The sequence below is a fragment of the Orbaceae bacterium BiB genome (assembly GCA_036251205.1).
Classification (GTDB): Bacteria; Pseudomonadota; Gammaproteobacteria; order Enterobacterales; family Orbaceae; genus Orbus; species Orbus mooreae.
Map to the genome: position 1 here is coordinate 2,732,136 of CP133958.1, position 25,685 is coordinate 2,757,820.

Sequence of the window (25,685 nt, forward strand, 5' to 3'; positions counted from 1 at the left end):
ATGTTTGATTACGAAGTTTTACGTGTTATCTGGTGGGGTATCATTGCCGCTGTACTGATTGGTTTTACTATTACTGATGGTTTTGATATGGGTGTCGGTATTCTGTTGCCTATTATCGGTAAGACCAATAATGAACGCAGAATTATGATTAACTCAATTGCGCCACATTGGGATGGTAACCAAGTTTGGTTAATCACCGCTGGTGCTGGTTTATTTGCAGCATGGCCAATGGTATATGCAACCTCGTTTTCTGGGTTTTATATTGCCATGATTTTGGTATTGTGTGCATTGTTCTTTAGACCGCTTGGTTTTGATTACCGTAATAAATTAGAACACTCTAAATGGCGTAGCTTATGGGATGCAGGTATCTTTATTGGTAGCTTTGTTCCAGCTTTAGTTTTTGGTGTGGCATTTGGTAATTTACTTGAAGGCGTTCCATTTACTTTAGATAACTTCTTAAGAGTTAGTTATGAAGGTAATTTCTTCGGTTTATTAAATCCATTTGCTATTGTTGCTGGTGTTGTGAGTTTAATGCTAATCGTGACCCAAGGCGGTGCTTGGTTACAATTAAAAACAACCGGTGATCTTTACTTAAGAGCTCGTAAAGCAACACAAATTTCAGCACTTATTATGATTATTGCATTTGTTATAGCGGGTGTATGGGTTATTTGGGGCATGCATGGCTATGAAATAACTAGTGCTATAGATTATAGAGCTGACGCTAATCCATTAACGAAGACTGTAACTACGGATGTAAGCTGGTTAGCAAACTATAATGCGTTACCAATTTTATGGGCAGTTCCTTTACTTGGTATTGTATTCCCTATTTTGACTATTATACTTTCTGGTTTAAATAGAAATGCATTAGTATTTTTAACTTCATCATTAACGATAGTATGTGTATTGATGACATTTGGGATAACAACCTTCCCATTCATTATTCCGTCAAGTATTATGCCGGATATGAGTTTAACTATTTGGGATGCGACATCTAGCCAGTTGACTCTAACAGTAATGTTCTGGGTTGTTGCTATCTTTTTACCAATTGTATTGTTATATACCATTTGGTCTTATATCAAAATGTTTGGTCGTTTAAATAAAAGCTTCATTGAACAAAACGATCATACGCTTTATTAATTCGACTAATAGAGAAGGAACAAGAAATGTATTTTTTCTGGATTGTAATAACCCTAATGGCATGTTTACTTTCGGCTGTTGTCGGGTTGTGGATCGATCGTAAGATTGATGAAAAGAAAACCGATTAATTTTAAGGTTTATCTAACGAAACGAAAACGGATACCATTGGGTATCCGTTTTTTTATTAAGAAGATAAATATTAATTAAGAGATTATTGAGCTTTACATTTAGCTGAGTATAATGCTCTAGATTTTTATATATTGAGGACTATTTTATGACCAAATATTTACATAAAAAGGGTGCGATTAAAAGTAATGCTTTAGCTGCATTAATTCGAGATCCTTTATTTAAACAGCGTATTGAGAAAAATTTAAAAGGTAAAGGTAGTTATAGTCGTAAAGTAAAACATAGCAAACAGAGTCATCAGGACGCGGGGAAAAATAGATTTATAAGTCTACTTTTTCCTGCGGCTTGCTGATAATACAATCTTGGTTATCGTTTATCTGTTCTATTTCACTATTTATATAATCAATTTTTATTCAGTTTAAATCACTTTATTCATTATTTTAATCTTCACTAGTTATATATTTAGATAATAAATACTGATATAATATACAGTCTATTACTGAGTTTTTACTCAACTAGTCCAATTTAAAGCAATAAAAGAAGATAGATATGTCAATTAAAAATATCGAAATTCGTGGTGCACGTACTCATAATCTTAAAAATATTAATGTAGTTATTCCTCGTGATAAGTTGGTTGTGATTACAGGACTTTCTGGATCGGGTAAATCTTCTCTAGCATTCGATACCCTATATGCAGAGGGACAACGTCGTTATGTTGAATCGTTGTCTGCGTATGCTCGTCAATTTTTATCACTGATGGAAAAACCCGATGTCGATCATATCGAGGGTCTATCTCCTGCTATATCTATTGAACAAAAATCGACCTCACATAATCCTCGTTCAACTGTCGGAACGATTACTGAAATATACGACTACTTACGTTTGCTCTATGCACGTATTGGTGAACCGCGTTGTCCAACTCATCATTTACCATTAGCGGCACAAACTGTATCGCAGATGGTTGATGCAATTATGGCCTTATCCGTTGAAAATCGCTACATGCTACTTGCTCCTGTTGTTACTGAGCGTAAAGGTGAGTTTGTTAAATTATTTGAGCAATTGTCAGCTAGTGGTTATATTCGCGTTCGAGTTGATGGTGATATTTATGACTTATCTGATCCACCAGTATTAGAATTACAGAAAAAACATACGATCGAAGTTGTTGTTGATCGTTTTCGTATTCGTGATGATCTAAAATTGCGACTTGCAGAGTCGATAGAGACTGCATTATCAATTACTAACGGTATTGTTAAGGTTGCCAACTTAGATGATCCTAATAATGAAGAGGTTATTTTTTCTGCTAATTTTGCCTGTCCAATTTGTGGTTATAGTATATCAGAGTTAGAGCCTAGATTATTTTCATTTAATAATCCTGCGGGTGCCTGTCCTGATTGTGATGGGCTTGGCGTACAACAATATTTTGATGAAAAGCGTATTGTACAGATGCCAGATGTTTCTCTTGCTGCTGGAGCAGTTAAAGGATGGGATCGTCGTAATTTCTACTATTTTCAAATGCTAAAATCATTAGCAGAACATTATAAATTTGATATTGATTTACCGTTTGAACAGCTTCCTGAGAAGATAAAAAATATTATCTTACACGGTTCGGGTGATGAAGAAATTGTTTTTGTCTATACGAATGATCGTGGTGATTCTGTTAAGCGTACGCATCCATTCGAAGGTATTTTGAATAACTTAAGTCGTCGCTATAAAGAGACTGACTCACAAACGATTCGTGAAGAGTTAGCTAAATATATTAGTAATCGAGCTTGTCCAAGTTGTCAGGGATCAAGACTGCGTGTTGAAGCGCGTAATGTTTTTATTGATGATACGAATCTTCCTGCAATTAGCGAATTGAGTATCCATAATGCTAAAGCCTTTTTTGGTGCATTATCATTATCTGGTCAACGTGCAAAAATTGCCGAAAAAATTCTAAAAGAGATTAATGAGCGTTTACAGTTTTTAATTAATGTTGGGCTTAATTATTTGACACTATCTCGCTCTGCGGAGACGTTATCTGGCGGTGAAGCGCAGCGCATACGACTTGCAAGTCAAATTGGGGCAGGGCTTGTCGGTGTAATGTATGTTCTCGATGAACCTTCGATTGGATTACATCAACGAGATAATACAAAATTAATTGATACCTTAATCCATTTAAGAGATCTGGGTAATTCAGTTATTGTTGTTGAACATGATGAAGAGGCTATTTTAGCCGCTGACTATTTGATTGATATTGGTCCAGGTGCTGGAGTTCATGGTGGTGAAATCGTGGCTCAAGGAACACCTAACGATGTTATGAAAAATAAAAATTCATTAACGGGTCAATATTTATCTGGTAAAGAGAAAATAGAAATTCCTGAAAAACGAACCAAAATGGATAAAAAGAAATTACTATCATTAATTGGTGCGACCGGTAATAACCTTAAAAATGTGACATTAAATATTCCAGTTGGTTTATTTACTTGTATTACAGGCGTTTCGGGATCAGGTAAATCAACGCTGATAAATGATACTCTGTATCCATTAGCACAAAATGAGCTAAATAGAGCTGAAAAAAGTGATATTTCTCCTTATAAAGAGATTAAAGGGTTAGACTATTTTGATAAAGTTATTGCTATTGATCAAAGTCCAATAGGCCGTACTCCTCGCTCAAATCCGGCAACCTATACTGGCTTTTTTACTTCAATACGTGAGTTATATTCTGGTGTGCCTGAAGCAAGAGCGAGAGGATACAATCCAGGACGTTTTAGTTTTAATGTTAAAGGTGGACGATGTGAAGCTTGCCAAGGTGATGGCTTGATTAAAGTTGAGATGCACTTTCTACCTGATGTCTATGTTCCCTGTGATGTCTGTCAAGGTAAACGTTATAATCGTGAAACTCTTGATATTAAATATAAAGGCAAGTCAATTAATCAAGTTTTGGATATGACTGTCGAGGAAGGACGAGATTTCTTCGATGCAGTGCCAATGATCGCACGAAAATTACAAACCTTAGTTGATGTCGGTTTATCCTATATTAAGATAGGTCAATCTGCGACGACGCTATCTGGTGGTGAAGCTCAACGTGTTAAGCTGGCGAAAGAGTTATCAAAACGTGATACTGGTAAAACATTATATATTCTTGATGAACCAACAACAGGTCTACATTTTGCTGATGTTAAACAATTATTGAATCAACTTCATCAACTGCGTGATCGAGGTAATACGATTGTCGTGATTGAACATAATTTGGATGTTGTGAAAACAGCTGATTGGATCGTCGATTTAGGGCCAGAAGGTGGTAGTGGGGGCGGTGAAATTATTGCCGAAGGTACTCCAGAAGATGTCGCAAAATGCAAACACTCATATACAGGAATGTATTTAAAACCTATACTAGCTAAAAAATAGCTAGAACATTTAAGGGATAATTCTTGCTGCTAATTGTTATTATGTTGATAGTCGCATACTTATGCGGCTCATTATCAGGTGGATTGATTTTTAGTAAGATAATGCACCTGCGTAATCCTAGTGAGTTTGGTTCCCATAATCCTGGTGCGACTAATATGTTGCGGGTTAATGGTAAATTTCCCGCATTTTGTGTCTTACTATTTGATATGTTAAAAGGATTATTACCTGTTTATATCTCTTATCGGCTTGGTATTGCCCCGTTTTTCTTAGGAGTAATTGCCATTGCCGCCTGTCTTGGGCATATTTTCCCCTGTTTTTTTCATTTCCATGGTGGCAAAGGCGTTGCAACAGCAATGGGATCTGTCATTATGCTTGGCTATGATTTTTCTGGATTACTTCTTGCTACTTGGGTGATCGCTGTTTTAGTCACCCGTTACTCTTCTGTTGGTGCTATTATTACTTTTTTATTGGCTCCGCTATATGTTTGGTTTATTCGCCCAGAGATGACAATGCCAGTTGCGATGTTATCCTGTCTTATTATTGTGCGCCATAGCAGTAATATTCAGCGGTTATTTAAAGGTGAAGAACCAAAAATCTGTTTTAAATCTAAGAATAAACCAATACAGTAACAGATTAATTCAATTACCGTAGATGTGCTTATTTATCCTAGAATCAGTATGACTATCTTGTCTAAGATTCTTTGGTTTTAATGTAATTTAATTCATAAAAATCAATCGCATTGATCCCCAACTTAGTTAAAATTTGCCAATTAGTGATGTCTATATCTTCATCTTTAATCGAAAAATCTGGTTTTGTTACTTGAGCAAAATCTTATAATCATAAATAGAGAAAAATATATATTCATAAGGAGTACGAAAATGAAACACATACAGCAGGCAATTGAAAAATCAGCAGCAGATTTTGTTGAATTGAGACATCAAATTCACCAACATCCCGAATTAGGATTTGAAGAAGTTAATACAAGTGATCTTGTGGCAAATAAATTAGCACAATGGGGCTATGAAGTACATCGAGGTTTAGCAAAAACAGGCGTGGTTGGCGTACTTAAAAATGGTACTAGTCATAAACGTATCGGTATCAGAGCAGATATGGATGCATTACCTATTGTTGAAGCATCAGGCAAATCATGGAGCAGCCAAGTAGAAGGGAAGTTTCATGGTTGTGGTCATGATGGACATACTACAATTTTATTATGTGCCGCTAAGTATTTGGCTGAAACGCGTAATTTTGATGGTACGTTACATGTTATTTTCCAGCCAGCAGAAGAGTTATTATATGGTGGAAAAGTGATGGTTGATGATGGATTATTTGAAAAATTCCCATGTGATATTATTTTTGGAATTCACAATATGCCAGGTTTTAAAGAACAGCACTTCTATTTTAAAAAAGGTGCATTCATGGCATCTTCAGATACGATCCATATTCATATTAAAGGTAAAGGGGCTCATGGTGCAATGCCAGAGAAAGGTATAGATGCAACAGTTGTTGCCTGTTATATCGGCACGGCATTACAGACTATCGTTTCTCGTAATGTTTCACCATTTGCACAATCTGTTGTCACTATCGGTAGTATTCAATCTGGTCAAGCACCAAATGTTGTCAATGGTGATGCAATCATGAAATTAAGTGTAAGAGCATTAGATAATGATGTGCGTGCTTTGCTTCTAAAACGAATTTCCGAAATAGCAAAAACACAAGCGGAAAGTTTTGGCGCCTCAGCTGAGATTGAACACGTTAACGGTAGTCCAGTATTAATCAATGGCGTTGATGCAACACAATTTGCGCTAGATGTTGCGGCATCTTTATTCGGTGAAGATCGCGTTCATGATGATTGCCATCCATTTATGGGAAGTGAAGATTTTGCTTTTATGTTAGAAAAAAATCCTAATGGTTGTTACATGATGATTGGTAATGGTGATGAACCTGGCTTCTGTAATGTACATAATCCTGGTTATGATTTTAATGATAAATGTATTGTCCCGGCTGCGACCTATTGGGTGGCATTAACTGAAACATATTTAGCTAAATAATCAGAATAAGGAGTTACTATGTCGAATAGAAAAAATCCAGCGGTACCCTTTAAAGGTAATGATAAGTTAACACTTGGGATTGTATTAGGGGTAATCACATTCTGGTTATTTGCACAGTCACTTGTTGGTGTTGTGTTACATGTTCAATCCAGTGTTGGACTAACTTCAGATGCATTCAATTTAGCCGTAAGTTTGACTGCATTATTTTCAGGTTGTTTTATTGTTGTAGCGGGTGGATTAGCTGACCGTTTTGGGCGAGTTAGATTTACCTATTTAGGTTTTATTCTAAGTATTATCGGTTGTCTTTGTTTGATTTTTGCAAAAGGTGAAATCTTATTTACGATTGGTCTTATCATTCAGGGCTTGTCGGCTGCATGTATTATGCCTTCAACATTAGCATTAATGAAAACATATTATGATGGAAAAGAGCGTCAAAGAGCATTAAGCTTCTGATCAATAGGCTCTTGGGGTGGCTCAGGTATCTGTATCCTTGCAGGGGGGGCAATTGCAACTTATTTAGGTTGGCAGTGGATCTTTATTATCTCTATAATTTGTGCTGTGTTAGGTATGTTATTGATTAAAGGAACTCCTGAAAGTAAGATTGAAGATCCATCAAGCTTACCTAAATTTGATTATATTGGACTTTTCCTGTTTGTCATTACATTACTAACATTAAATCTGGTGATTACTAAAGGTTCTACTTTTGGTTGGACAAGTACGACGACATTAACAATGGCTGCGATATGTATCATATTTCTGATCTTATTTTTAATTATTGAAAAACGTAAAGCAAATGGTGCTTTTATTGATTTCTCATTATTTAAAAATATGCCTTATAGTGGCGCTACATTTTCTAATTTTATGTTGAATGCTGTTGCCGGTACACTGATTGTTGCGAGTACCTATATACAACAAGGTCGCGTATTTACTGCATTTCAAACCGGATTATTAACTATTGGTTACTTAGTTGCCGTATTAGGAATGATCCGTGTTGGTGAAAAAATTCTACAGAAAGTTGGTGCTAAAAAGCCGATGTTATTAGGTACATTGATGACCGGTGTAGGTGTCACATTAATGATGTTTACTTTCTTATCGGATACTCATTATATTGTTGCGGTTTTTGGCGGATACATTTTATTTGGTCTCGGTTTAGGTTTTTATGCAACACCGTCAACAGATACTGCCATTTCTAATGCACCTGAAGATCGTGTTGGGATTGCATCGGGTATTTATAAGATGGCTAGTTCGTTAGGTGGTGCATTTGGTGTGGCGATTTCTGCTTCAACTTATGCTGCAATTGTTGCGAGAGGCCAAAGCCTTGATACGGCAGCAACAATTGGATTAGGTGTCAATGTTGGTTTTTGTATACTATCATTTATTTCAATTATTATCTTAGTTCCAGCGAGTAAAAAGTAGGTTATCTGTTATTGTTGCTTTAAGGGATATCTAAATGATATCCCTATTTTTTTGTATGTACTGTCGGTAATTTTAGATGCAAATAAATCGCAAATAAACGGATTGTTAATGTGACGATAATTCCCAATAAATTTGCGGTTTCTAATGCAAGACCTAAACATAAATAGCATGTTACATGTACTGCGCCACCAATTAGACAAGCTGTTGCATAGATATCAGTTCTAAACACCATTGGAATATCACGAGCTAAAACATCACGTAAAATTCCGCCTCCTACACCAGTCAATACTCCCATACAGATCATAATTAAACCATTGACATCGCATGCTGCTGCTTTATTAACACCAATTCCTACAAAGACAGCTAGACCAATTGCATCGAGTATTGGCAGTAACCATTTAGGATACATGTCTATGGAACAGTAGCGAATGATTAACATAGTAAAAAGAGATGTAATAATCGCAACCCAAAGATCAGTCGAATCTGTAATCCAAAATATTGGGCCATTATTGAGGATAATATCGCGAATAGTCCCGCCACCAATGGCAGTAATAACCCCTAAAACCAATGCGCCAATTGGATCCATCTCTTTTTTTGAAGCAAGTAACACACCTGAAATTGCGAAAACAATGGTACCTAAAATATCACACCAAAATATATAATTCATATAAATCCTGAGTGATTACATTTGTTTTAACATTGACTCGACAATCAACGAAGATTGTTTTGCTGCTAGTGGTAAAAATTCATCAAAATTAACCGCAGATTTTTGATCTCCATTATCTGAGATTGCACGTACGACAATAAATGGAATAGCAAAAAGCCAGCAAACATGAGCAATAGCAGTAGCTTCCATTTCAACAGCTATCGCGTCCGTAAAGTTTTGTTTGATTTTTTGTAAGGCTTGCTCACTATTAATAAAACTATCGCCGCTAGTAATTACCCCTTCAACTGCATTAACGCCTTGTTTTAATATCGCTTTTTTAGCAATATTTTTCAAATTATCATCGGCAGTAAAGGCGATAGGACATCCTGCCATTTGACCTAGTTCATAACCAAATGGTGTAAGATTAACATCATGATAAATGGTGCTTGTTGAGATAACGACATCACCAATATTCAATCGAGTATCTAATCCGGCAGCTGAACCAGTGTTGATAACTGCATTAATTTCAAATCGACTTAAAAGTAAGGTAGTTGCTGTAGCCGCAGCCACTTTACCAATACCGGATTTTAGTAATACGATATCACAACCTTCAATTTGGCCGATATAAAAGTCAAAACCTAAAAAATTATCAATTTGACAGTTAGTGATTTTGTCTTTAAGGATGGAAACTTCTTCTTCCATTGCAGCGATAATAGCAATTTTCATGATAACCTAGCTTAAAAAATTTGATGTATTGGTGATATAAAAAAATCACACGGGTGGTGGATATGATAAGTTTAATAACGGGTTATTACAATATTATTCTCGTAATTAAAATTAGGTCTTGTACTTGCATATTACGGTTTTTTTAGTATAACTATGTCGTCTATTTGCAAATGGAGTTATAAGATGAAATCAGTATTCATAACGGGCTGCTCAAGTGGCATTGGCTTATTAGCAGCAAAATCCTTGCGGGACAGAGGTTATCGAGTGATTACATCATGTCGAAAACCACAGGATTTGGAACAATTAGTTACTCAAGGATTTGATGCTGTCTTACTCGATTTAGATGATCCTAATTCAGTACAACAAGCCGCTGAGCAGGTTTTATCTTTAACTGATAATAAGCTATATGCGCTTTTTAATAATGCTGGGTTTGGTGTGTATGGTAAATTAGATAGTATTAGTCGCCAGCAAATGGAAGCTCAGTTTTCAACGAATTTTTTTGCGATTCACCAATTAACCCAGTTGCTGTTACCCGCTATGTTAAAGCAAGGGGAAGGACGAATTATACAAACGAGCTCAATTGTCGGGATTATAGCTACTCCAGGGCGTGGGGCTTATAGTGCGAGTAAATACGCTTTAGAGGCATGGTCTGATGTATTACGATTAGAGCTGGCTAAAACAAATATTAAAGTCTGTTTAATCGAACCAGGACCGCTAAAAACTAATTTTTCTGCTAATGTTGAACAAACAGAAAAAAATAGAGTAGTCAAAAACCCACCAATAGCTAAGCGTTTTACGTTACCGCCTGAAGCTATTTTGCCAAAACTTTATCATGCTTTAGAGAGTAAATCACCGAAAGTCCGTTACCGAGTTACTTTTGTGACACAACTTGCTGCAGTAGGTAAACGCTTGCTACCAGACAAACTAATGGATAAAATTCTTGTTAGTAAGTAAACTGTCCAATTAAGTATTGTAAAAGTAGGATATTCGCTATGCAAAATACATTTATTTTTGATATAAATGAACAAAATATTCAGCAAGTATTGCAAGAATCGACTAAAGTTCCAGTTATGTTTTACTTTTGGTCAGAGCGTAGCCCACATTGTCAGGAATTAACACCTACATTGGAGCGTATTGCGCAGGAGTACCAAGGTAAATTTATTTTAGCTAAGATGAATTGTGACGAACAGCAAATGCTTGTTTCACAGTTTGGTCTACGCGCTATTCCAACGGTCTATCTATTTCAAAATAGTCAACCCGTTGATGGTTTTCAAGGTCCACAACCCGTTGAGGCTATCAAGGCTTTATTAGATAAAGTATTACCAAATGAAGACGAGCTTAAATTACAAGAAGCTCAGCAGTTAATGAGTGATGAAAAATATTCTCTAGCGTTACCACTATTAAAACAGGCTTGGACGAATCTACATGATCACTTAGGTAAACCTCGTAGCGATATTGCTTTCCTACTAGCTAAGGCTCAAATTGAACTTAAATTGCTTGACGACGCGAAAGCTTGTTTAGCAACGATTCCATTACAGGATCAAGATTCAACCTATCATGGTTTAAATGCTGAAATTGAATTACTTGAACAAGCTGCTAATTCGCCGGAGATTCAGCAATTACAATCAGCATTGAATAATGATCCAAATAATATCTCATTAGCAATTCAACTTGCTTCACAACTAATGCAAGTGGGACGTCATGAAGAGGCGCTGGAATTGGTATTTAAACCGTTAACCAAAGATTTAAATGCGGGTGATGGACAAGCGAAAAAAGCCTTACTTGATATGCTAGCGGCTTTAGGGTCTGGTAATGCGATCGCGGCAAGTTATCGACGTAAGCTGTATACATTATTGTATTAAGATGACTAATAGCGGAACAATCGTCATTTATAGCTTGAATTAAAGTATGGTTTTTATACTAGATTAACATGTTACAGCAATATTATAACGAAAAATAGAATACGCTATTCTATCGTCACTTAGATTGCGATTTACGACAGCTTAAGAGCAAATTTGTATTTTTTACTGCATTTCCTGTTGTAGGTATAGTATATTACTTGGATATAACGTGTGATAAAAATTAAATGAGGTAAAGTAAATGGTAAACATTATTAATTCAGAACATGCACCTGCTGCGATCGGGCCCTATGTGCAAGCGGTTGATGTAGGTAACTTATTATTTGTTTCTGGTCAGTTACCTCTTGATCCTAAAACAAATGTTATGCCAGATGATGTTAGTGCTCAGGCTAAACAGAGTTTAGCCAATATTAAAGCGATATTAGCAGCCGCTAATTGTCAGGTCGCAAATATTGTAAAAACCACAATATTTTTAGCTGATATGAATGATTTCGCTGCGGTGAATTCTGCATATGAGCAATTTTTTAAAGACAATAATGCTTCATTCCCTGCGCGTTCTTGCGTACAAGTTGCTCGTATACCGAAAGATGCAAAAGTTGAAATTGAAGTAATTGCCGCTAAATAAATACCTATTAATATTTGCTACTTGTAATGGGATTTCCAACAAGTAGTAAATATCTGATTATTTTTTATCCTCATTCTGTTCACTAAAAAATAGATTTTTATAAAGCCCATTTTCTAACTAAATTTTTTTATTCTTATCGCTCGTAACCCACATACCATTCATATTACAGTATGCTATGATATTACGTAGTAAAGTCTTACTATCTTTTTCACCTGTTACATAGCTAAAAAAATAACCATTATCTTTTCATAGGAGTTGTATTGATGAACAATTTTTTAAAAGTAGCCTTAATAGTCTCATTATTAGGGACAAGTAGTCTGTCTTTTGCCACTTTGGTTGAAAATAAAGATTATATTGTTTTAGAAAATTCAGTGACCGATACATCGACTGAGCAAGAGAAGATTGAGGTGATTGAGTTTTTTAATTATGGTTGCCCATATTGTTATATGATGGAGTCTGAACTTTCAGATTGGTTAACGGATAAACCTGAGAATGTTGAGATAACAAAAATAGCGATTCCTCGTAAAGGAAAATGGACTGAATATGCTCGTTTTTTTTATGCATTGGGAATGATCTCGCCTCAAGAACAAAAACGAATTTCACCACTGATCTATTTTGCTATTCATGAGCAAAAGCTGAATTTTGATAATCCGGATGAAATTTTTTCTTGGGCTGAAAACCATAATATTGATCGACAATTACTTGAAGAATATTATTATTCAGATGAAGTAACAGATAAAATGAATCAGGCCATTGAATTAGCTAAAGATTATAATCTTAAGTATGTTCCTGCTATTTATGCTAATCATCAGTATCAATTGATTTTAGATAGTTCTAATCATTATCAGGACACAAAAGAAAAACTTAATGAATTAATTCAAATGGTTGGAGAGTAAAATGAAAACAGCATTTATTGGTATTGATTATATTATTGATATTATGCATCCTGAAGGTAAAATCGCACGTTCTGCTGAGCAAGCAGCTAGTCGTCAAGTAATTGCTAATGCTAATAAAATATTGGCGATTGCAGAAAAAAATAATTGGTTAAAGTTACTTGTTAAAGTTGGGTTTTCAGCTAACTACACTGAGCAGCCAAAAGACTCACCAATGTTCGCAAAGGCGAAGCAGTTAGGGGCTTTATCGTTAGTGGGTCGAGGTACTGATTTTCATCCTGATTTACATGCCGATAAAGCCGATATGGTGATTATAAAGCCACGAGTAAGTGCATTTTATTGTACGGAACTAGAGGCTGCTTTGCGAGCTAACAAAATAGAGCGCTTAATTATTGCTGGGGTCAGTACCTCAATGACGGTACAAAGCACCTCACGTGAGGCCCATGATCGAGATTATGAGATTATTGTTGTCGAAGATGCTTGTGCTGCTCCGACTCAGCAGGAGCATGATAGCTCTATTGAATTTTTAAAAAATATTGCTCATGTTGTTAATGTTCAGCAATTAGAAAAAGAGATTTAAGCTATTTTATTGCACTAAATCTATTTTTTATTTCACGCGATTAAAGCATACCATAAACGTAGTCGCTAAAAGGGCAACTACGTTTTTTTATATCCGCTAAAATATTGCTAATTTGTCCAAATAAACTTATCTCACTATATCATTCAGAATGATATTATTGTTTCTAGTCGATTGATAAAAAGCAGTAGTTAAATTTTTATTGATTATTTTTAATTTTTTATTATTTAATTTTGTTAATTTAAGAATTAATTATTCCACTTTATATAAAAATGAGAGATTGCTCACAGCACGAACATGAAAAAAAACTTATTATCTACAAAAAAATAAGTGGCAAACTACATATAAGGGGTAGCAATGAAAAAATTACTATTGTCATTGATTTTATTATCAAATATATCTTACGGTGCCGTAATTAGTAATGATGAACTACAGCAGTACTGGCAATCACCGGAAAAATCAGCACAACAGATCGTTGAAAAGATGAGCTTTGATGAGAAAGTTGGGCAAATGTTAATGTTTGACTTTCGTAAATGGGGAGTCGATGAGCAGCAGAATAAAAAATCGGTTATTGACCCAACTCCCGAGATTAATCAAATCATTAACCAATATCATTTAGGATCGGTCATTTTATTTAGAGAAAATCTAGTTAATGTTGATCAAATGGTGGCATTAATCACTAGCTTACAGCAAGCGCGTAGTAATTTACCACTATTTATCAGTACCGACCAAGAAGGTGGGTATGTAACACGCTTACAACAAGGTACTGAAATGCCAGGTAATATGGCTTTAGGAGCGACACGTTCCCCAGCATTAGCCAATATTTCGGGTATGATTCATGGTTATGAATTAGCGCATTTAGGCTTTAACTTCAATTTTGGTCCTGTTGTAGATATCAATAATAATCAGAATAATCCGGTTATCGGTGTTCGCTCTTACTCCGATCACCCTGAACTCGTTACTGAACTTGCTCGTAGTTATATTAGTGGTATCCACCAATATGGCATTATGACCTCATTAAAACATTTTCCTGGACATGGCAATGTAGCAACAGATACCCATTTCGCATTGCCAACAATCAATATTGATGAGCAAACTTGGCGCGCTGTTGAACTATCGCCTTTTGTCGCTTTAATGGATGATTCTGATGCTATTATGACTGCTCATGTTGTCGTTCCTGCCTTAGACAATCATTTATTAATAACCAAAGATAATACCGAGATGGGGACGCCAGCTACTTTATCTCGAAAAATTTTGACTGATATTTTACGTAATGAATTAAGTTATCAAGGATTCATTGTGACTGATGCGATGGATATGGGCGCAATTGCCAGTAATTTTGATAAAAATTGGTCTATTAAACAAGCCATCATGGCTGGTAATGATATTATTTTAATGCCATTAGTTATTGAAAATCAAAGTGATATACAGAAAATTGTTGATCTTTATCAATATCTACAAAAAGAAGCAATGGCTGATTCGTTACTTATGCAACAGATTAATCAATCGGCGACTCGTATTGTTAAAACGAAATTAATTAAACAATTACAAGTTAATGATATCGATGTAACTCTGGCTAATGCAGTAGTTGCCTCTCCATTAAATAAAAGTATTGAAAATGAAATTTCTGAAGCGTCAATTACATTAATTAAAAATAATCAAGTGTTACCTTATAAGCTGAAAGACAGTAATAATATTGTTATTTTTTCTGACGAACAACCACGTAATAACCTTATCCGCCATCAATTACAAGATATTGCTGATATTTTTAATGTCAATATTAAGATTGATGATCACGTAGTAAAAATGATGGCTAATGATCAGGATAAAAATGTCTTGTTACAGCAAATAGAAGGGCAAGATCTAATCCTTTTAACAACTTATAATTTAACTAATAATCCCTATAATGCACAAGCTATTATCGACGTAGCTAAGCAGCAAAATATACCGCTAGTGGTTATTGCAAGTCGTAATCCTTATGATATTGCGTATTTAAATCATGTTGATGCAAACATTGCAATTTATGGTATTACTGGATTTGATGTAACAAATAACGTTCGTAATAGTTTAGAAACAAATATCCGTAGTGGTATTCGCTCACTATTTTCATCCTCAGGTCATGTTCTCAACTCTCCTAATGGCAAGCTTCCGGTTGATATTAAATCGGCTGATTTACAACAGGTTATCTATGCTTACGGGCATGGTTTAACATATTAATCAGGCACCGAAGGAGATAATATGAAAAGATATATTGCTTTGCTAACGTGTTTATTTTGTTCCTATGTACCGATGTGTAACGGTCAACAAAAATTGGAGAGCTTCTTAGGCAGTTTTTAGTAAATTATGTTCAAATTCTGCTGGTGAAATAAATCCAAGTTTATAATGTCTTCTTTTTTGATTATAAATCGGTTCGATATAATCAATAATATCGACCATCGCTTGCTCTCTTGTTATATAATCTCGATAATTAATTCTTTCTGATTTTAATGATCTAAAAAATCGTTCAGTAACGGCATTGTCTAAACAATTTCCAGCTCTACTCATACTAAAGGTAATTTGATGATATGATAATAACTGTTGAAATTGTTCACTACGATATTGAATCCCCTGATCACAATGAAATAACGTAGGGCATTCTCCTTTTCGACGCTGTATCGCCATGTTTAGTGCCTTAACCGTCAGTAAACTGTTTAGCTTTTCAGAAAAGGCCCATCCAACAATACGCCTAGAGCATAGGTCCATCACGACAGCCAGATAGAGCCAACCTTGCCTTGTCCGAATATAGGTAATATCGCCAGACCAATAGCGATTAATCGTTGCCGGATTAAATTGTCGATTTAAATGATTGGGTGCCAGTAGCGATGATTTACCGCCACGAGGATAGGAATGCTGTTTAGGCCTTTTAGCCACTAGGCCTAATTTTCTCATTAAGCGTCGGACCTTATCTAAACCAAGCTTAAACCCTTTTTTAACCAGTTCAACTAACATTCTTCTTTTTCCATATATACCGTCCATTTCGTTATGAATTGATTTTATGGCAATTTCAAGCCTAGTATTCATTAATTTACATGCGCGATGTTTAATTCGATAATAAAAAGTACTCGGTGCTAATGATAAACACCGACAGATTTGAGCGGTTTCATTTCCTGCCTTCTTCAGTATTAACGCTATTTGTTGCTGCTTGTCATTTCGATGGCGAAGAAGGCTGAAGCCTTTTTTAATAACTGATTATCACTTTGTAACTGCTTAACTTGTTTTTCTAAAGCTTGTATTCGTTTTTGTTCAGCGGTCAGCGCACTACTTTTAGGCGTAATACCTTGTCGTTCTTTTCTATATTGTGTTACCCAACGCCCAATTGATGAAATACTCACATTCATTGTTTTTGCTGCATCTTTATGTGCATAACCATAATTAAGAACGAGCTCTGCACATTCTCGTTTAAATTCACTACTTAGTTGTCTTGTCACGGGGTAATCTCCTTAGTTGATGGTTTATCATACCGCTAAGTATGTCTCCAAGAAAAGTATACCGTTACAATCTCTATGTTGATGAAAAACTAGTCAATACTTTATATAATAAAGAGCACTTTTTATGGGGTATTTATAGCTATAAGTTTGATAATGGTTTTACTGTAATGCCTTATACGCGTTTTTCATTAAAACACGGTAAACAGAGTTTTCGTAATGCCGATAATATTGAGACAACATTTAAAGAAAAAGATCGTAGCCGCTATGGTTTTCAAACAATTTATCCATTTACAAAACAAGCTTTATTGTTTACCGATTTCTATTATCGCCCAGAAAAACTTGGCAAAATGGCGCTAAGACAAAGAGCCATTTTATTTTTATGGCACTAGAACTACGATACAATTTTTAAAAATGAGGTTGATTTTAATGTGGCTTTTCCTGACAAAATGGAGAGTATTAATCGCGTTAAGTTTAATGCTTTCGCTCAATTGTATCGCAACAACCCCTAATCTTGTATTGGGGGTAGATCGAGATTCCGTATATGGCCCATTATTAGCAGGTAAGAATGTGGCATTAATGGTGAATCAAAGTTCAATTAATGAACAAGGGGTTCATACTATTGATAAGCTACTTGCCGAGCAACAAAAATATAATTTTCGTATTATTAAACTTTTTTCAGTTGAACATGGTTTAAGAGGTAATGAAGAGGCTGGCTTTGGTGACAATGATCGTGTGGATGTAAAAACTGGTTTACCTATTATTTCATTATATGGCCGTGATAGTCATGGACGAGAACGCGCAAATCCTACAGAAGAGCAGTTAAGTAATATTGATATCGTTATTTATGATTTACAAGATGTTGGTGTTCGCTATTTTACATACACTGTATCGATGCATTATTTGTTAGAAAGTTTACAAAAGTACCAAAAAGAGTTAATGATTTTTGACCGACCTAACCCATTAGGGCAATATGTTTATGGACCGATCTTAAAAGAACCTTATATCTCAGGGATCGGTATTGATCCTGTGCCAATGGTTCATGGTTTAACCTCTGGTGAATTTGCTAATATGATGGTAAATGAGGGCTGGTTAACTAATTTTGATCACCGTAGCTGGCAATATCATCAACAAAAAAGTTATCAATTTCCTCCTGATGCTCTATTTATTATTAAAATGGAGAATTATCAACAAGATATGGTCTATTCATTACCAATTGCACCATCACCTAATTTAAAAACAGATTTGGCTATCTCTCTTTATCCCTCTTTAGGTTTTTTCGAGGCAACGAGTGTTAATAGTGGACGAGGAAGTGATTATCCTTTTGAACAAATAGGCTTTAGTGATCCGCGTTTTTATGTCAATGCGACTTATTCAGTGAGCGATACTATTTCAAAAGGTGGGTGGCCACAAGCGGGTAAAACAGTATATGGCGAGAAGATTTCAACAGCAGAATCTCCAACGGTTAAGTATTTTGTTGATTGGTGGTTTAAATTTCAAGAGCATGGTTACACATTAGTTGTTAGTCCAGATGAAGAGAAGAATTATTTAACTCATCAACAGTGCTGTTTTATTAGTCGTCCACAGTGGCTAGCCAAAGTAACTGGTGATAATAAACTATTACAACAGTTATTATTCGCAACAGAACAGGGATTAAATCGAACGCAAACCATTAGTATGATTGAACAGAGCTGGCAGTTGGAGCTTGCCGACTATTACCAGCTTCGTGATAAGTATCGGCTATATCCATGAGATTAGGTGATTATTTTATTAAGATTAATACATCAATTTAGTTTTAAATATACTATTTAGTTTGTAATTTTTTAATCATATTTGCGCTATTTTTGATACTTTTCTCAGCATTGTCACCTAATAATTGTACAACACCCATAAATATTAGATCACTAATCGTATTTTGTGCTGTACGTGATGAGATTGAAGAGCTACGCCAGTGAACTTCGTCGGCTATCGTGTCTAAAGTATAATCAGCTATTTTACGTAGTAAGCTCTGTTGTAACGATGTAATTGCATATATTGGTACATTATTACTTTTGGCTGTTTCGGCTGACAAACAGATCTCTTTATGATTACCCGTATAAGAGATCACAATTAACAAATCTGTCTTTTTTAATGATTGAACAACGGCTAACTGAATATGAGTATCGGTTTCAGCCGTAACAGCTAAACCTAGTTTTTGTAATTTATAGGCTAAATCTTTCGCAGTGAGAGCTGAGTTACCAATACCTATAATCTGGATCCGCTGTACCTGAATAATTTTGTTGATCAAACTATAAAGTACTTCAAAATTAACGCCCATTGTTGTTTGTAGTAAAGCTTGTTGTTTCTCTTGTAATAATTTTTCAGCGACAAGCTCTAGTGAATCGTTACGTTCAATTTGATTATGTAGTGGAAAGAGCTGTTTATCATTAAGATTACTACGTAAAATATCAGCCGCGAGCTGTAATTTAAATTTAGTAAAGCCATCAAAACCTAAAGATTGAATAAATTTAATAATACTTGATTGACTAACGCCAATTTTTTGCGCGAGAACTTGTGAGGAGTACTCAGGAATGGTCTCTTTGTATTGTAAAATATACTCTGCAATTTTTTTTTGCCCGCTTGATAAATGATCAAGATTTATCCTTAAGTTTTCTATGATATTCACAATGATCCTCGTTTTTCTTATCAATAGTCCTTTTCAAGAACTAAAAGAAAGATAGTACATAAATTATTTTAGCTAACTAAATGGAAATCATACCTGACATTAAAATAGCTGACAACTAAAGCTGATGTAATGACAATTATGTGATTTAGATCACTTATTTTAAGATATATTATTTTGAAATTTAACCATTAAAGGAATATATTATTCCTTATGTTTTATAAAGAGAGTCTCTATATCTATGAATCAATCTATTGATCTAAAAAAGATGGTAACCGAAAGCCGTAATCCTAACAGTGAACATATTGATAATTTATCGACAATCGATATGTTAAAAGTTATTAACAATGAAGATAAAAAAGTTGCACTAGCCGTTGAGAAAGAGCTTGATCATATTGCTTTAGCTGTGGACGCGATTAGTCAGGCTTTTATGCAGGGCGGGCGCTTAATTTATAGTGGTGCAGGGACTTCAGGGCGTTTAGGTATTTTGGATGCGAGTGAATGTCCGCCGACGTATGGAACTAAGCCTGAAATGGTGATGGGACTAATTGCGGGTGGGCATACAGCAATTTTTAAAGCCGTTGAAAATGCTGAAGATAATGCACTTTTAGGTATGAACGATTTAAAAGCGATTGAATTTAATCAACACGATGTCCTCGTTGGTATTGCCGCCAGTGGGCGAACACCTTATGTTATTGGTGGCTTAGAATATGCGAATCAATTGGGTGCAACGACCATTGCGTTAAGTTGTAATCCTGATTCTACTATTGCCAAAATCGCTAAAATTGCTATTACCCCAGTTGTTGGAGCAGAAGTAGTAACCGGTTCATCTCGTATGAAAGCCGGTACAGCTCAAAAATTAGTACTCAATATGTTAACAACAGGCTCAATGATCAAAATTGGTAAAGTATATGGCAATTTAATGGTTGATGTTGAGGCGACAAATAAAAAGTTAATCGAGCGTCAAGTTAATATTGTTATTGAAGCAACAGGATGTTCTCGTGAACAGGCTGAATCAGCTTTATCAGAATGCAATCGTCACTGTAAAACAGCTATTGTCATGATTCTAACTCAACTAAGTGCAAATGAAGCAAAAGAGTTGTTAATAAAGAATCATGGGTTTATTCGAAAAGCCATTAAGCAATAACCATTAATCTGGAGTGATTATGTCCAAAATAAACCAAGCAATGATCAGTAAAATTATTATAGCAGTTGGTGGGGCAAGCAATATTGCCCGTAATGGCAATTGTATGACTCGCTTACGTCTCGGTTTACATGATAACCGTTTAGCTGATCATACTAAAATTAAGCAGATTGATGGTGTCATGGGGGTGATCGAAGGCGATGATCAACTACAAATTATTTTGGGACCGGGTAAAGCTCAAGCAGCAAAAGATCTATTGGATAAGCAGCTACAACATGTTGATACGGTTAATGAGTCATCCACACAAAGTTTGCAAGAAATTGCTAAAAACCAAAAAAATCAATTGAAATCTAAACAAAATAGTCTTATTCAAGGTTTTCTAGCTAAGTTTGCGACTATCTTTACCCCACTAATTCCGGGATTTATTGCAGCAGGGTTATTATTGGGGATTGCTACGTTACTAGAACAAAATTTTGTATTAGGCGTAGAACATCCAAATCTGTTTTTAGTTGATATGATCAACTATATTAAAATTTTTAGTAAAGGTTTGTTCACATTCCTAGGAATCTTAGTGGGTTATAATGCTCAACAAGCGTTTGGTGGATCTGGTGTTAATGGTGCAATTTTAGCTTCACTCTTTTTACTCACTTATAATTCAACGGGAACGGTGGGTTATTACTCTGGTATGACGGAGTTCTTTGGGTTTACGATTGATGCCAGAGGCAATATCATTGGTATTCTTATTGCAACGATCTTAGGCGCAAAAGTTGAACGATGTGTTAGACGCTTTGTTCCCGATAATTTCGATATGTTACTTACCTCAACAATCACCTTGTTAATTATGGGAGTGGTGACTTACTTAGTCATTATGCCAATTGGCGTCTATTTATTTGATGGTATGTCATTTTTATTTAAACATTTAAATAGCAATCCGATTGGTGCCGCAGTACTTGCTGGTCTATTTTTAATAGCAGTTATGTTTGGTATTCATCAAGGTTTTGTACCTGTTTATATTGCACTTGTTGCTGATCAAGGATTTAATTCACTCTTTCCTATTTTAGCAATGGCCGGAGGAGGGCAAGTTGGAGCCGCATTAGCACTATTTGTTCGGTCACCAAAAGGTAGCTTATTGCGTAAGCAAATTAGTGGAGCAATTATCCCAGGCTTTTTAGGTATTGGTGAACCACTGATTTATGGGGTTACGTTACCGCGTATTAAGCCTTTTATCACTGCATGTCTGGGGGGCGCTGCAGGTGGATTTTTTATTGGATTAGTTGCAATGCTTGGCTTACCAATGGGGTTAAACTCTGTTTTTGGACCATCTGGCATTATTGCGATCCCATTTATGACATCTAACGAAGGCGTTATGCCGGCAATGTTAGTCTATCTTGTCGCTTTACTCATTACTTATATTGCTGGTTTTTTATTCACTTTCTTTTTTGGTAGTAAAAATATTGATTTAAGTTAAGTTATTTCATCTTGTACGCTATATCACTCTTTTGTACTGATATAGCGTATTTGATCTGGTTTATTACTATTTTAGTGACTTGTTATTAATAAAAATATTTATCTAGATATTGCTTGCTGAAAAAGTTGGTGCAATAATCAAAAAATTAATTTTGATTATCAATCTAATACTATAAGGCACATCTATGTTTGAAAAAGTTGAACCATATGCCGGCGATCCGATTTTATCGTTAGTCGCTGATTTCAATAATGATACTAGAGAAAATAAAACTAATTTAAGTATTGGTTACTATTATGATGAACAAGGTGTTGTTCCTCAGTTAAGTTGTGTAAAAAAAGCGATTGATACTCTTTATCAAACTAAAAAGGGCGCATCACTTTATTTACCAATGAGTGGTTTACCGCCTTACTGTAGTGCAATACAAACCTTGTTATTTGGTGAAAATAATCCGTCGGTTAAAGCCGGACGTATTGCTACTATTCAAACTTTAGGTGGTTCTGGCGCATTAAAAGTGGGTGCCGATTTTCTATTTCGCTATTTCCCTTCTTCACAAGTTTGGGTGAGTGATCCAACATGGGAAAACCATGTCGCGATTTTTAATGGTGCTGGTTTTAAAGTTAATCGTTATCCATATTTTGATGCTAACACTGGTGGTGTTAATTTTGACGCTATGCTGCAAACTATTAGTGAATTACCCGCTAAAAGTATCGTTTTACTTCATCCATGTTGTCATAATCCAACAGGTGCTGACTTGACGCCAACACAATGGGATAAGGTCATCACTGTATTAAAAGAAAAAGATTTAATTCCATTCATGGATATTGCTTATCAAGGATTCGGTAAAAATATTACTGAAGATGTTTATGCTATTAGAGCTCTTGCTGCTGCAAATATGTGTGGTTTGGTAAGTAACTCTTTCTCAAAAACTTTTTCACTGTATGGTGAACGTGTAGGCGGATTATCTGTTCTTTGTGATGATAAACAAATTGCTAACAAAGTTTTGGGGCAATTACAATTCACTGTCCGTCGTAACTATTCAAGTCCTGCTAATGCTGGTGCACAAATCGTTTCTCACGTATTAAATACCCCTGAACTCAACGCTCTTTGGGTGAGTGAAGTTAATGAGATGAACGCCCGTATTACTAAAATGCGTACCGTATTGGTGAATACATTAAAAGAGTGTGCGCCCGATCGTAATTTTGACTTTTTACTACAACAGCAGGGTATGTTTAGTTATACCGGTTTTAGTCAACAGCAAGTTAATCGAATGAAAACTGAGTTTGGCGTTTATTTAGTTGGCAGTGGTCGAATGTGCGTTGCTGGACTTAATCATAATAATGTTTATCAAGTTGCTAAGGCGTTTGCTGCCGTTTAATTTTCTTTTTGTAATGATAACAACGAGGTCGTAATAATTATTGCGTCTCGTTATGATTAAACGATGAGTTCTCTTAGTCAAAGTGAGTTGTATGGATGATGAAAAAGCGATTTATTTGGTGTTTTAGTTTATTTCTTCTTACTGGATGTCAATCGCTGAATTTTCAAACTGAGCCCAAGATCGAACCTGATTGTCAGTATGAAACGCTAAGTGGTACTGAGTTCCGTTTGAGTCCATTAAGTGGTGATGGATTGATAAATGGGTATAAAAATATTTATGTTGCTCAGAGTAAGAGCAGTGCAACACTGTCTGATCAGTATCAAGGTATGAAAGGTAAGCTAACTGATAATATTATAGAACGAAATTATTCTCAAGCTTATTTATGGCAGCGTAGTATAAGTCCATTTCGTCATCCGCGATTTTATGATAATGATGACTATTTTTATCTAACGAATAAGCAACGAGAAGAGCGTGAACAGAAAACAAAATCAGTTTTCCAACAAGCGATATTGCAAAACTGTGCAATTGTTTATATCTCTATTTTCCCAGTTATTCAACCAATTAATAATACGACAGCAATTGAAGCAGCAGGGCTAAAAATTATTAATAAATGATAATTATAATAATAAGGAAAGGTTAAGGAATGACAAATACAAATAATCTTACAGGTATTGGTGGTTGGTTGATACTTGTTGCTATTCGAATTGTAGTGGCGCCATTATCATTACTGTTTTTCATCGTAGTTAGTTTAAATGAGATTGTATTTAGTGGATTATTGCAAGAACTATCATCAATGGATTCCCCTTATTACTTAAGCGGTTTTTTACCGGTTTATCTCATTGAAGTAGCGATTAATATCTTCTTTTTATTATTGAGTATCTATTTAGCTTACCTATTTTTTACAAAGAATTATAAAACACCCAAGATTTTTATTATTAATGAGTCGGCATATTTAGTTTTTCTGGTTATCGATACGCTCGTTTGTACTCATTTATTTGATTACTACGAAGCGGATATTCAAACAATAAAAGATATTGTTAAAAGTTTTATTGCCTGTTGTATTTGGATCCCTTACTTTTTGATATCAGTCAGAGTAAAAAATACTTTTATTAATGGTCGATCAAATAGTGATATAATTGCCAATCAATCAGGTCTAGTAAGTTAATGTTGTTTTCTCCCTACAAAGCAAAGGAAGTCAATATGTCTGCAAATTTTTCGTCATCAGTAAAAGGTAAAGTAACTAAAGCGGTTATTCCTGTTGCTGGGCTTGGTACTCGAATGCTACCAGCAACTAAAGCAATTCCTAAAGAGATGCTTCCTGTTGTTGATAAACCATTAATTCAATACGTTGTCAAAGAGTGTATTGCTGCTGGTATTACCGAAATTATTTTTGTAACCCATTCATCTAAAAACTCTATTGAAAACCATTTTGATACCAGTTTTGAGTTAGAAGCAATGCTTGAAGCTCGTGTTAAACGTCAGCTATTAGCTGAAGTAAAAGCGATTTTACCTAAACATGTTTCAATCAGCAGTGTGCGACAAGGTTTAGCAAAAGGTTTAGGTCATGCTGTACTTTGTGCTTATCCGTTAGTCGGCGATGAACCTTTTGCGGTTGTATTACCCGATGTGATTATTGATGAATATGATAGTAATCTGACAAAAGATAACTTAGCCGCTATGATTACTAATTATCATGAAACTAAGCGTAGTCAAATTATGGTTGAGCCCGTTCCTCAAGAATTAGTTTCATCGTATGGGATTGTTGATTGCCATGGTAGTGAACTTTTGGCTGGTAATATTGCACAAATGTATAGTGTTATTGAAAAACCGGCTAAAGAAGATGCGCCATCAAATCAATCTATTGTTGGTCGTTATGTGCTATCTGAACAAATTTGGCCGCTATTAGCAAAAACGCCTCTAGGAGCAGGGGACGAAATTCAATTAACCGATGCTATTGCGATGTTGCTTGAGAGTGAACCTGTTGATGCATACTGTATTCAAGGGCGTAGCCATGATTGCGGTAACAAATTGGGCTATGTACAAACGTTTGTGGAGTATGCAATGCGTCATGCTAGCTTAGGGACTAATGTTAAAGCTTGGTTGAAAAACTTAAAACTGTAGCTCTTTTT

General features: G+C 35.3%; 24 protein-coding genes and 1 pseudogene. 20 read left to right on the forward strand and 5 right to left on the reverse strand.

The window, feature by feature from the left end; translation table 11 throughout:
* From cydB to RHO11_12905, 6 genes and pseudogenes are all read left to right on the forward strand, one after another.
* Positions 1 to 1,137 carry a cytochrome d ubiquinol oxidase subunit II gene (cydB, locus tag RHO11_12880; protein ID WVD61345.1) on the forward strand — a complete coding sequence of 379 codons (1,137 nt, stop codon included), beginning with the start codon at positions 1 to 3 and terminating at the stop codon, positions 1,135 to 1,137.
* 274 nt (positions 1,138 to 1,411) lie between these two features.
* Complete coding sequence (locus tag RHO11_12885; GenBank protein ID WVD61346.1) at positions 1,412 to 1,615, forward strand: ribosome alternative rescue factor ArfA; 204 nt, start codon at positions 1,412 to 1,414, stop codon at positions 1,613 to 1,615.
* Positions 1,616 to 1,812: 197 nt separating this feature from the next.
* The gene (gene uvrA / locus RHO11_12890; protein ID WVD61347.1) at positions 1,813 to 4,650 is read left to right on the forward strand and encodes an excinuclease ABC subunit UvrA; all 2,838 of its coding nucleotides are present in this window, start codon (positions 1,813 to 1,815) and stop codon (positions 4,648 to 4,650) included.
* Positions 4,651 to 4,673: 23 nt separating this feature from the next.
* Positions 4,674 to 5,279 carry a glycerol-3-phosphate 1-O-acyltransferase PlsY gene (gene plsY / locus RHO11_12895; GenBank protein ID WVD61348.1) on the forward strand — a complete coding sequence of 202 codons (606 nt, stop codon included), beginning with the start codon at positions 4,674 to 4,676 and terminating at the stop codon, positions 5,277 to 5,279.
* A gap of 249 nt (positions 5,280 to 5,528) precedes the next feature.
* Complete coding sequence (locus tag RHO11_12900; protein ID WVD61349.1) at positions 5,529 to 6,701, forward strand: M20 aminoacylase family protein; 1,173 nt, start codon at positions 5,529 to 5,531, stop codon at positions 6,699 to 6,701.
* 18 nt (positions 6,702 to 6,719) lie between these two features.
* Positions 6,720 to 8,117, forward strand: a pseudogene (locus RHO11_12905) (MFS transporter).
* Positions 8,118 to 8,160: 43 nt separating this feature from the next.
* On the opposite strand, the gene RHO11_12910 reads toward RHO11_12905, so the two are convergent.
* Together RHO11_12910 and mtnN are read right to left on the reverse strand one after the other, a co-directional pair.
* Entirely contained in the window at positions 8,161 to 8,784 is a 624-nt protein-coding gene (locus tag RHO11_12910) for a TRIC cation channel family protein (GenBank protein WVD61350.1), read from the reverse strand.
* 15 nt (positions 8,785 to 8,799) lie between these two features.
* Positions 8,800 to 9,489 carry a 5'-methylthioadenosine/S-adenosylhomocysteine nucleosidase gene (gene mtnN, locus RHO11_12915; protein WVD61351.1) on the reverse strand — a complete coding sequence of 230 codons (690 nt, stop codon included), beginning with the start codon at positions 9,487 to 9,489 and terminating at the stop codon, positions 8,800 to 8,802.
* A 183-nt stretch (positions 9,490 to 9,672) separates the two neighbouring features.
* Between mtnN and RHO11_12920 the strand changes: the two genes are divergently transcribed.
* From RHO11_12920 to RHO11_12945, 6 genes are all read left to right on the forward strand, one after another.
* Positions 9,673 to 10,443, forward strand: coding sequence for an SDR family oxidoreductase (locus RHO11_12920; protein ID WVD61352.1), 771 nt, complete (start codon positions 9,673 to 9,675; stop codon positions 10,441 to 10,443).
* A gap of 38 nt (positions 10,444 to 10,481) precedes the next feature.
* Positions 10,482 to 11,351, forward strand: coding sequence for a co-chaperone YbbN (locus tag RHO11_12925; GenBank protein WVD61353.1), 870 nt, complete (start codon positions 10,482 to 10,484; stop codon positions 11,349 to 11,351).
* A 238-nt stretch (positions 11,352 to 11,589) separates the two neighbouring features.
* Positions 11,590 to 11,973, forward strand: coding sequence for a RidA family protein (locus tag RHO11_12930; GenBank protein WVD61354.1), 384 nt, complete (start codon positions 11,590 to 11,592; stop codon positions 11,971 to 11,973).
* 263 nt (positions 11,974 to 12,236) lie between these two features.
* Positions 12,237 to 12,869 carry a thiol:disulfide interchange protein DsbA/DsbL gene (locus RHO11_12935; protein WVD61355.1) on the forward strand — a complete coding sequence of 211 codons (633 nt, stop codon included), beginning with the start codon at positions 12,237 to 12,239 and terminating at the stop codon, positions 12,867 to 12,869.
* Between the two features lies 1 nt (position 12,870).
* Complete coding sequence (locus tag RHO11_12940; protein ID WVD61356.1) at positions 12,871 to 13,446, forward strand: isochorismatase family cysteine hydrolase; 576 nt, start codon at positions 12,871 to 12,873, stop codon at positions 13,444 to 13,446.
* Positions 13,447 to 13,800: 354 nt separating this feature from the next.
* A complete protein-coding gene (locus RHO11_12945; GenBank protein WVD61357.1) occupies positions 13,801 to 15,660 on the forward strand; it encodes a glycoside hydrolase family 3 protein in 1,860 nt (619 codons plus the stop codon).
* A gap of 105 nt (positions 15,661 to 15,765) precedes the next feature.
* On the opposite strand, the gene RHO11_12950 is transcribed toward RHO11_12945, so the two are convergent.
* Positions 15,766 to 16,665 (reverse strand): IS3 family transposase, encoded by a 900-nt coding sequence (locus tag RHO11_12950; GenBank protein WVD62904.1) that lies wholly within the window; start codon positions 16,663 to 16,665, stop codon positions 15,766 to 15,768.
* Positions 16,611 to 16,910, reverse strand: coding sequence for a transposase (locus RHO11_12955; protein ID WVD61358.1), 300 nt, complete (start codon positions 16,908 to 16,910; stop codon positions 16,611 to 16,613). Before RHO11_12955 ends, RHO11_12950 begins: the two co-directional genes overlap by 55 nt.
* Positions 16,911 to 16,951: 41 nt before the next feature.
* On the opposite strand from RHO11_12955, the gene RHO11_12960 reads away from it, so the two are divergent.
* Both RHO11_12960 and RHO11_12965 read left to right on the forward strand, forming a co-directional pair.
* Complete coding sequence (locus RHO11_12960) at positions 16,952 to 17,299, forward strand: hypothetical protein (GenBank protein WVD61359.1); 348 nt, start codon at positions 16,952 to 16,954, stop codon at positions 17,297 to 17,299.
* Positions 17,300 to 17,336: 37 nt separating this feature from the next.
* On the forward strand, positions 17,337 to 18,659 hold the full coding sequence (locus RHO11_12965; protein WVD61360.1) for a DUF1343 domain-containing protein: 1,323 nt from the start codon (positions 17,337 to 17,339) through the stop codon (positions 18,657 to 18,659).
* A 52-nt stretch (positions 18,660 to 18,711) separates the two neighbouring features.
* On the opposite strand, the gene RHO11_12970 is transcribed toward RHO11_12965, so the two are convergent.
* The gene (locus RHO11_12970; protein ID WVD61361.1) at positions 18,712 to 19,572 is read right to left on the reverse strand and encodes an SIS domain-containing protein; all 861 of its coding nucleotides are present in this window, start codon (positions 19,570 to 19,572) and stop codon (positions 18,712 to 18,714) included.
* 238 nt (positions 19,573 to 19,810) lie between these two features.
* Between RHO11_12970 and murQ the strand changes: the two genes are divergently transcribed.
* From murQ to galU, 6 genes are all read left to right on the forward strand, one after another.
* Positions 19,811 to 20,716 (forward strand): N-acetylmuramic acid 6-phosphate etherase, encoded by a 906-nt coding sequence (gene murQ / locus RHO11_12975; protein WVD61362.1) that lies wholly within the window; start codon positions 19,811 to 19,813, stop codon positions 20,714 to 20,716.
* 19 nt (positions 20,717 to 20,735) lie between these two features.
* The gene (gene murP, locus RHO11_12980) at positions 20,736 to 22,181 is read left to right on the forward strand and encodes a PTS N-acetylmuramic acid transporter subunit IIBC (GenBank protein WVD61363.1); all 1,446 of its coding nucleotides are present in this window, start codon (positions 20,736 to 20,738) and stop codon (positions 22,179 to 22,181) included.
* 184 nt (positions 22,182 to 22,365) lie between these two features.
* Positions 22,366 to 23,556 carry an amino acid aminotransferase gene (locus RHO11_12985; protein WVD61364.1) on the forward strand — a complete coding sequence of 397 codons (1,191 nt, stop codon included), beginning with the start codon at positions 22,366 to 22,368 and terminating at the stop codon, positions 23,554 to 23,556.
* Positions 23,557 to 23,651: 95 nt separating this feature from the next.
* A complete protein-coding gene (locus RHO11_12990; protein WVD61365.1) occupies positions 23,652 to 24,170 on the forward strand; it encodes a hypothetical protein in 519 nt (172 codons plus the stop codon).
* A gap of 29 nt (positions 24,171 to 24,199) precedes the next feature.
* The gene (locus RHO11_12995) at positions 24,200 to 24,721 is read left to right on the forward strand and encodes a DUF2569 domain-containing protein (GenBank protein WVD61366.1); all 522 of its coding nucleotides are present in this window, start codon (positions 24,200 to 24,202) and stop codon (positions 24,719 to 24,721) included.
* Positions 24,722 to 24,756: 35 nt separating this feature from the next.
* Positions 24,757 to 25,677: a UTP--glucose-1-phosphate uridylyltransferase GalU gene (gene galU / locus RHO11_13000; GenBank protein WVD61367.1), complete on the forward strand. Its 921-nt coding sequence runs from the start codon at positions 24,757 to 24,759 to the stop codon at positions 25,675 to 25,677.
* The last annotated feature ends 8 nt before the right edge of the window (positions 25,678 to 25,685 follow it).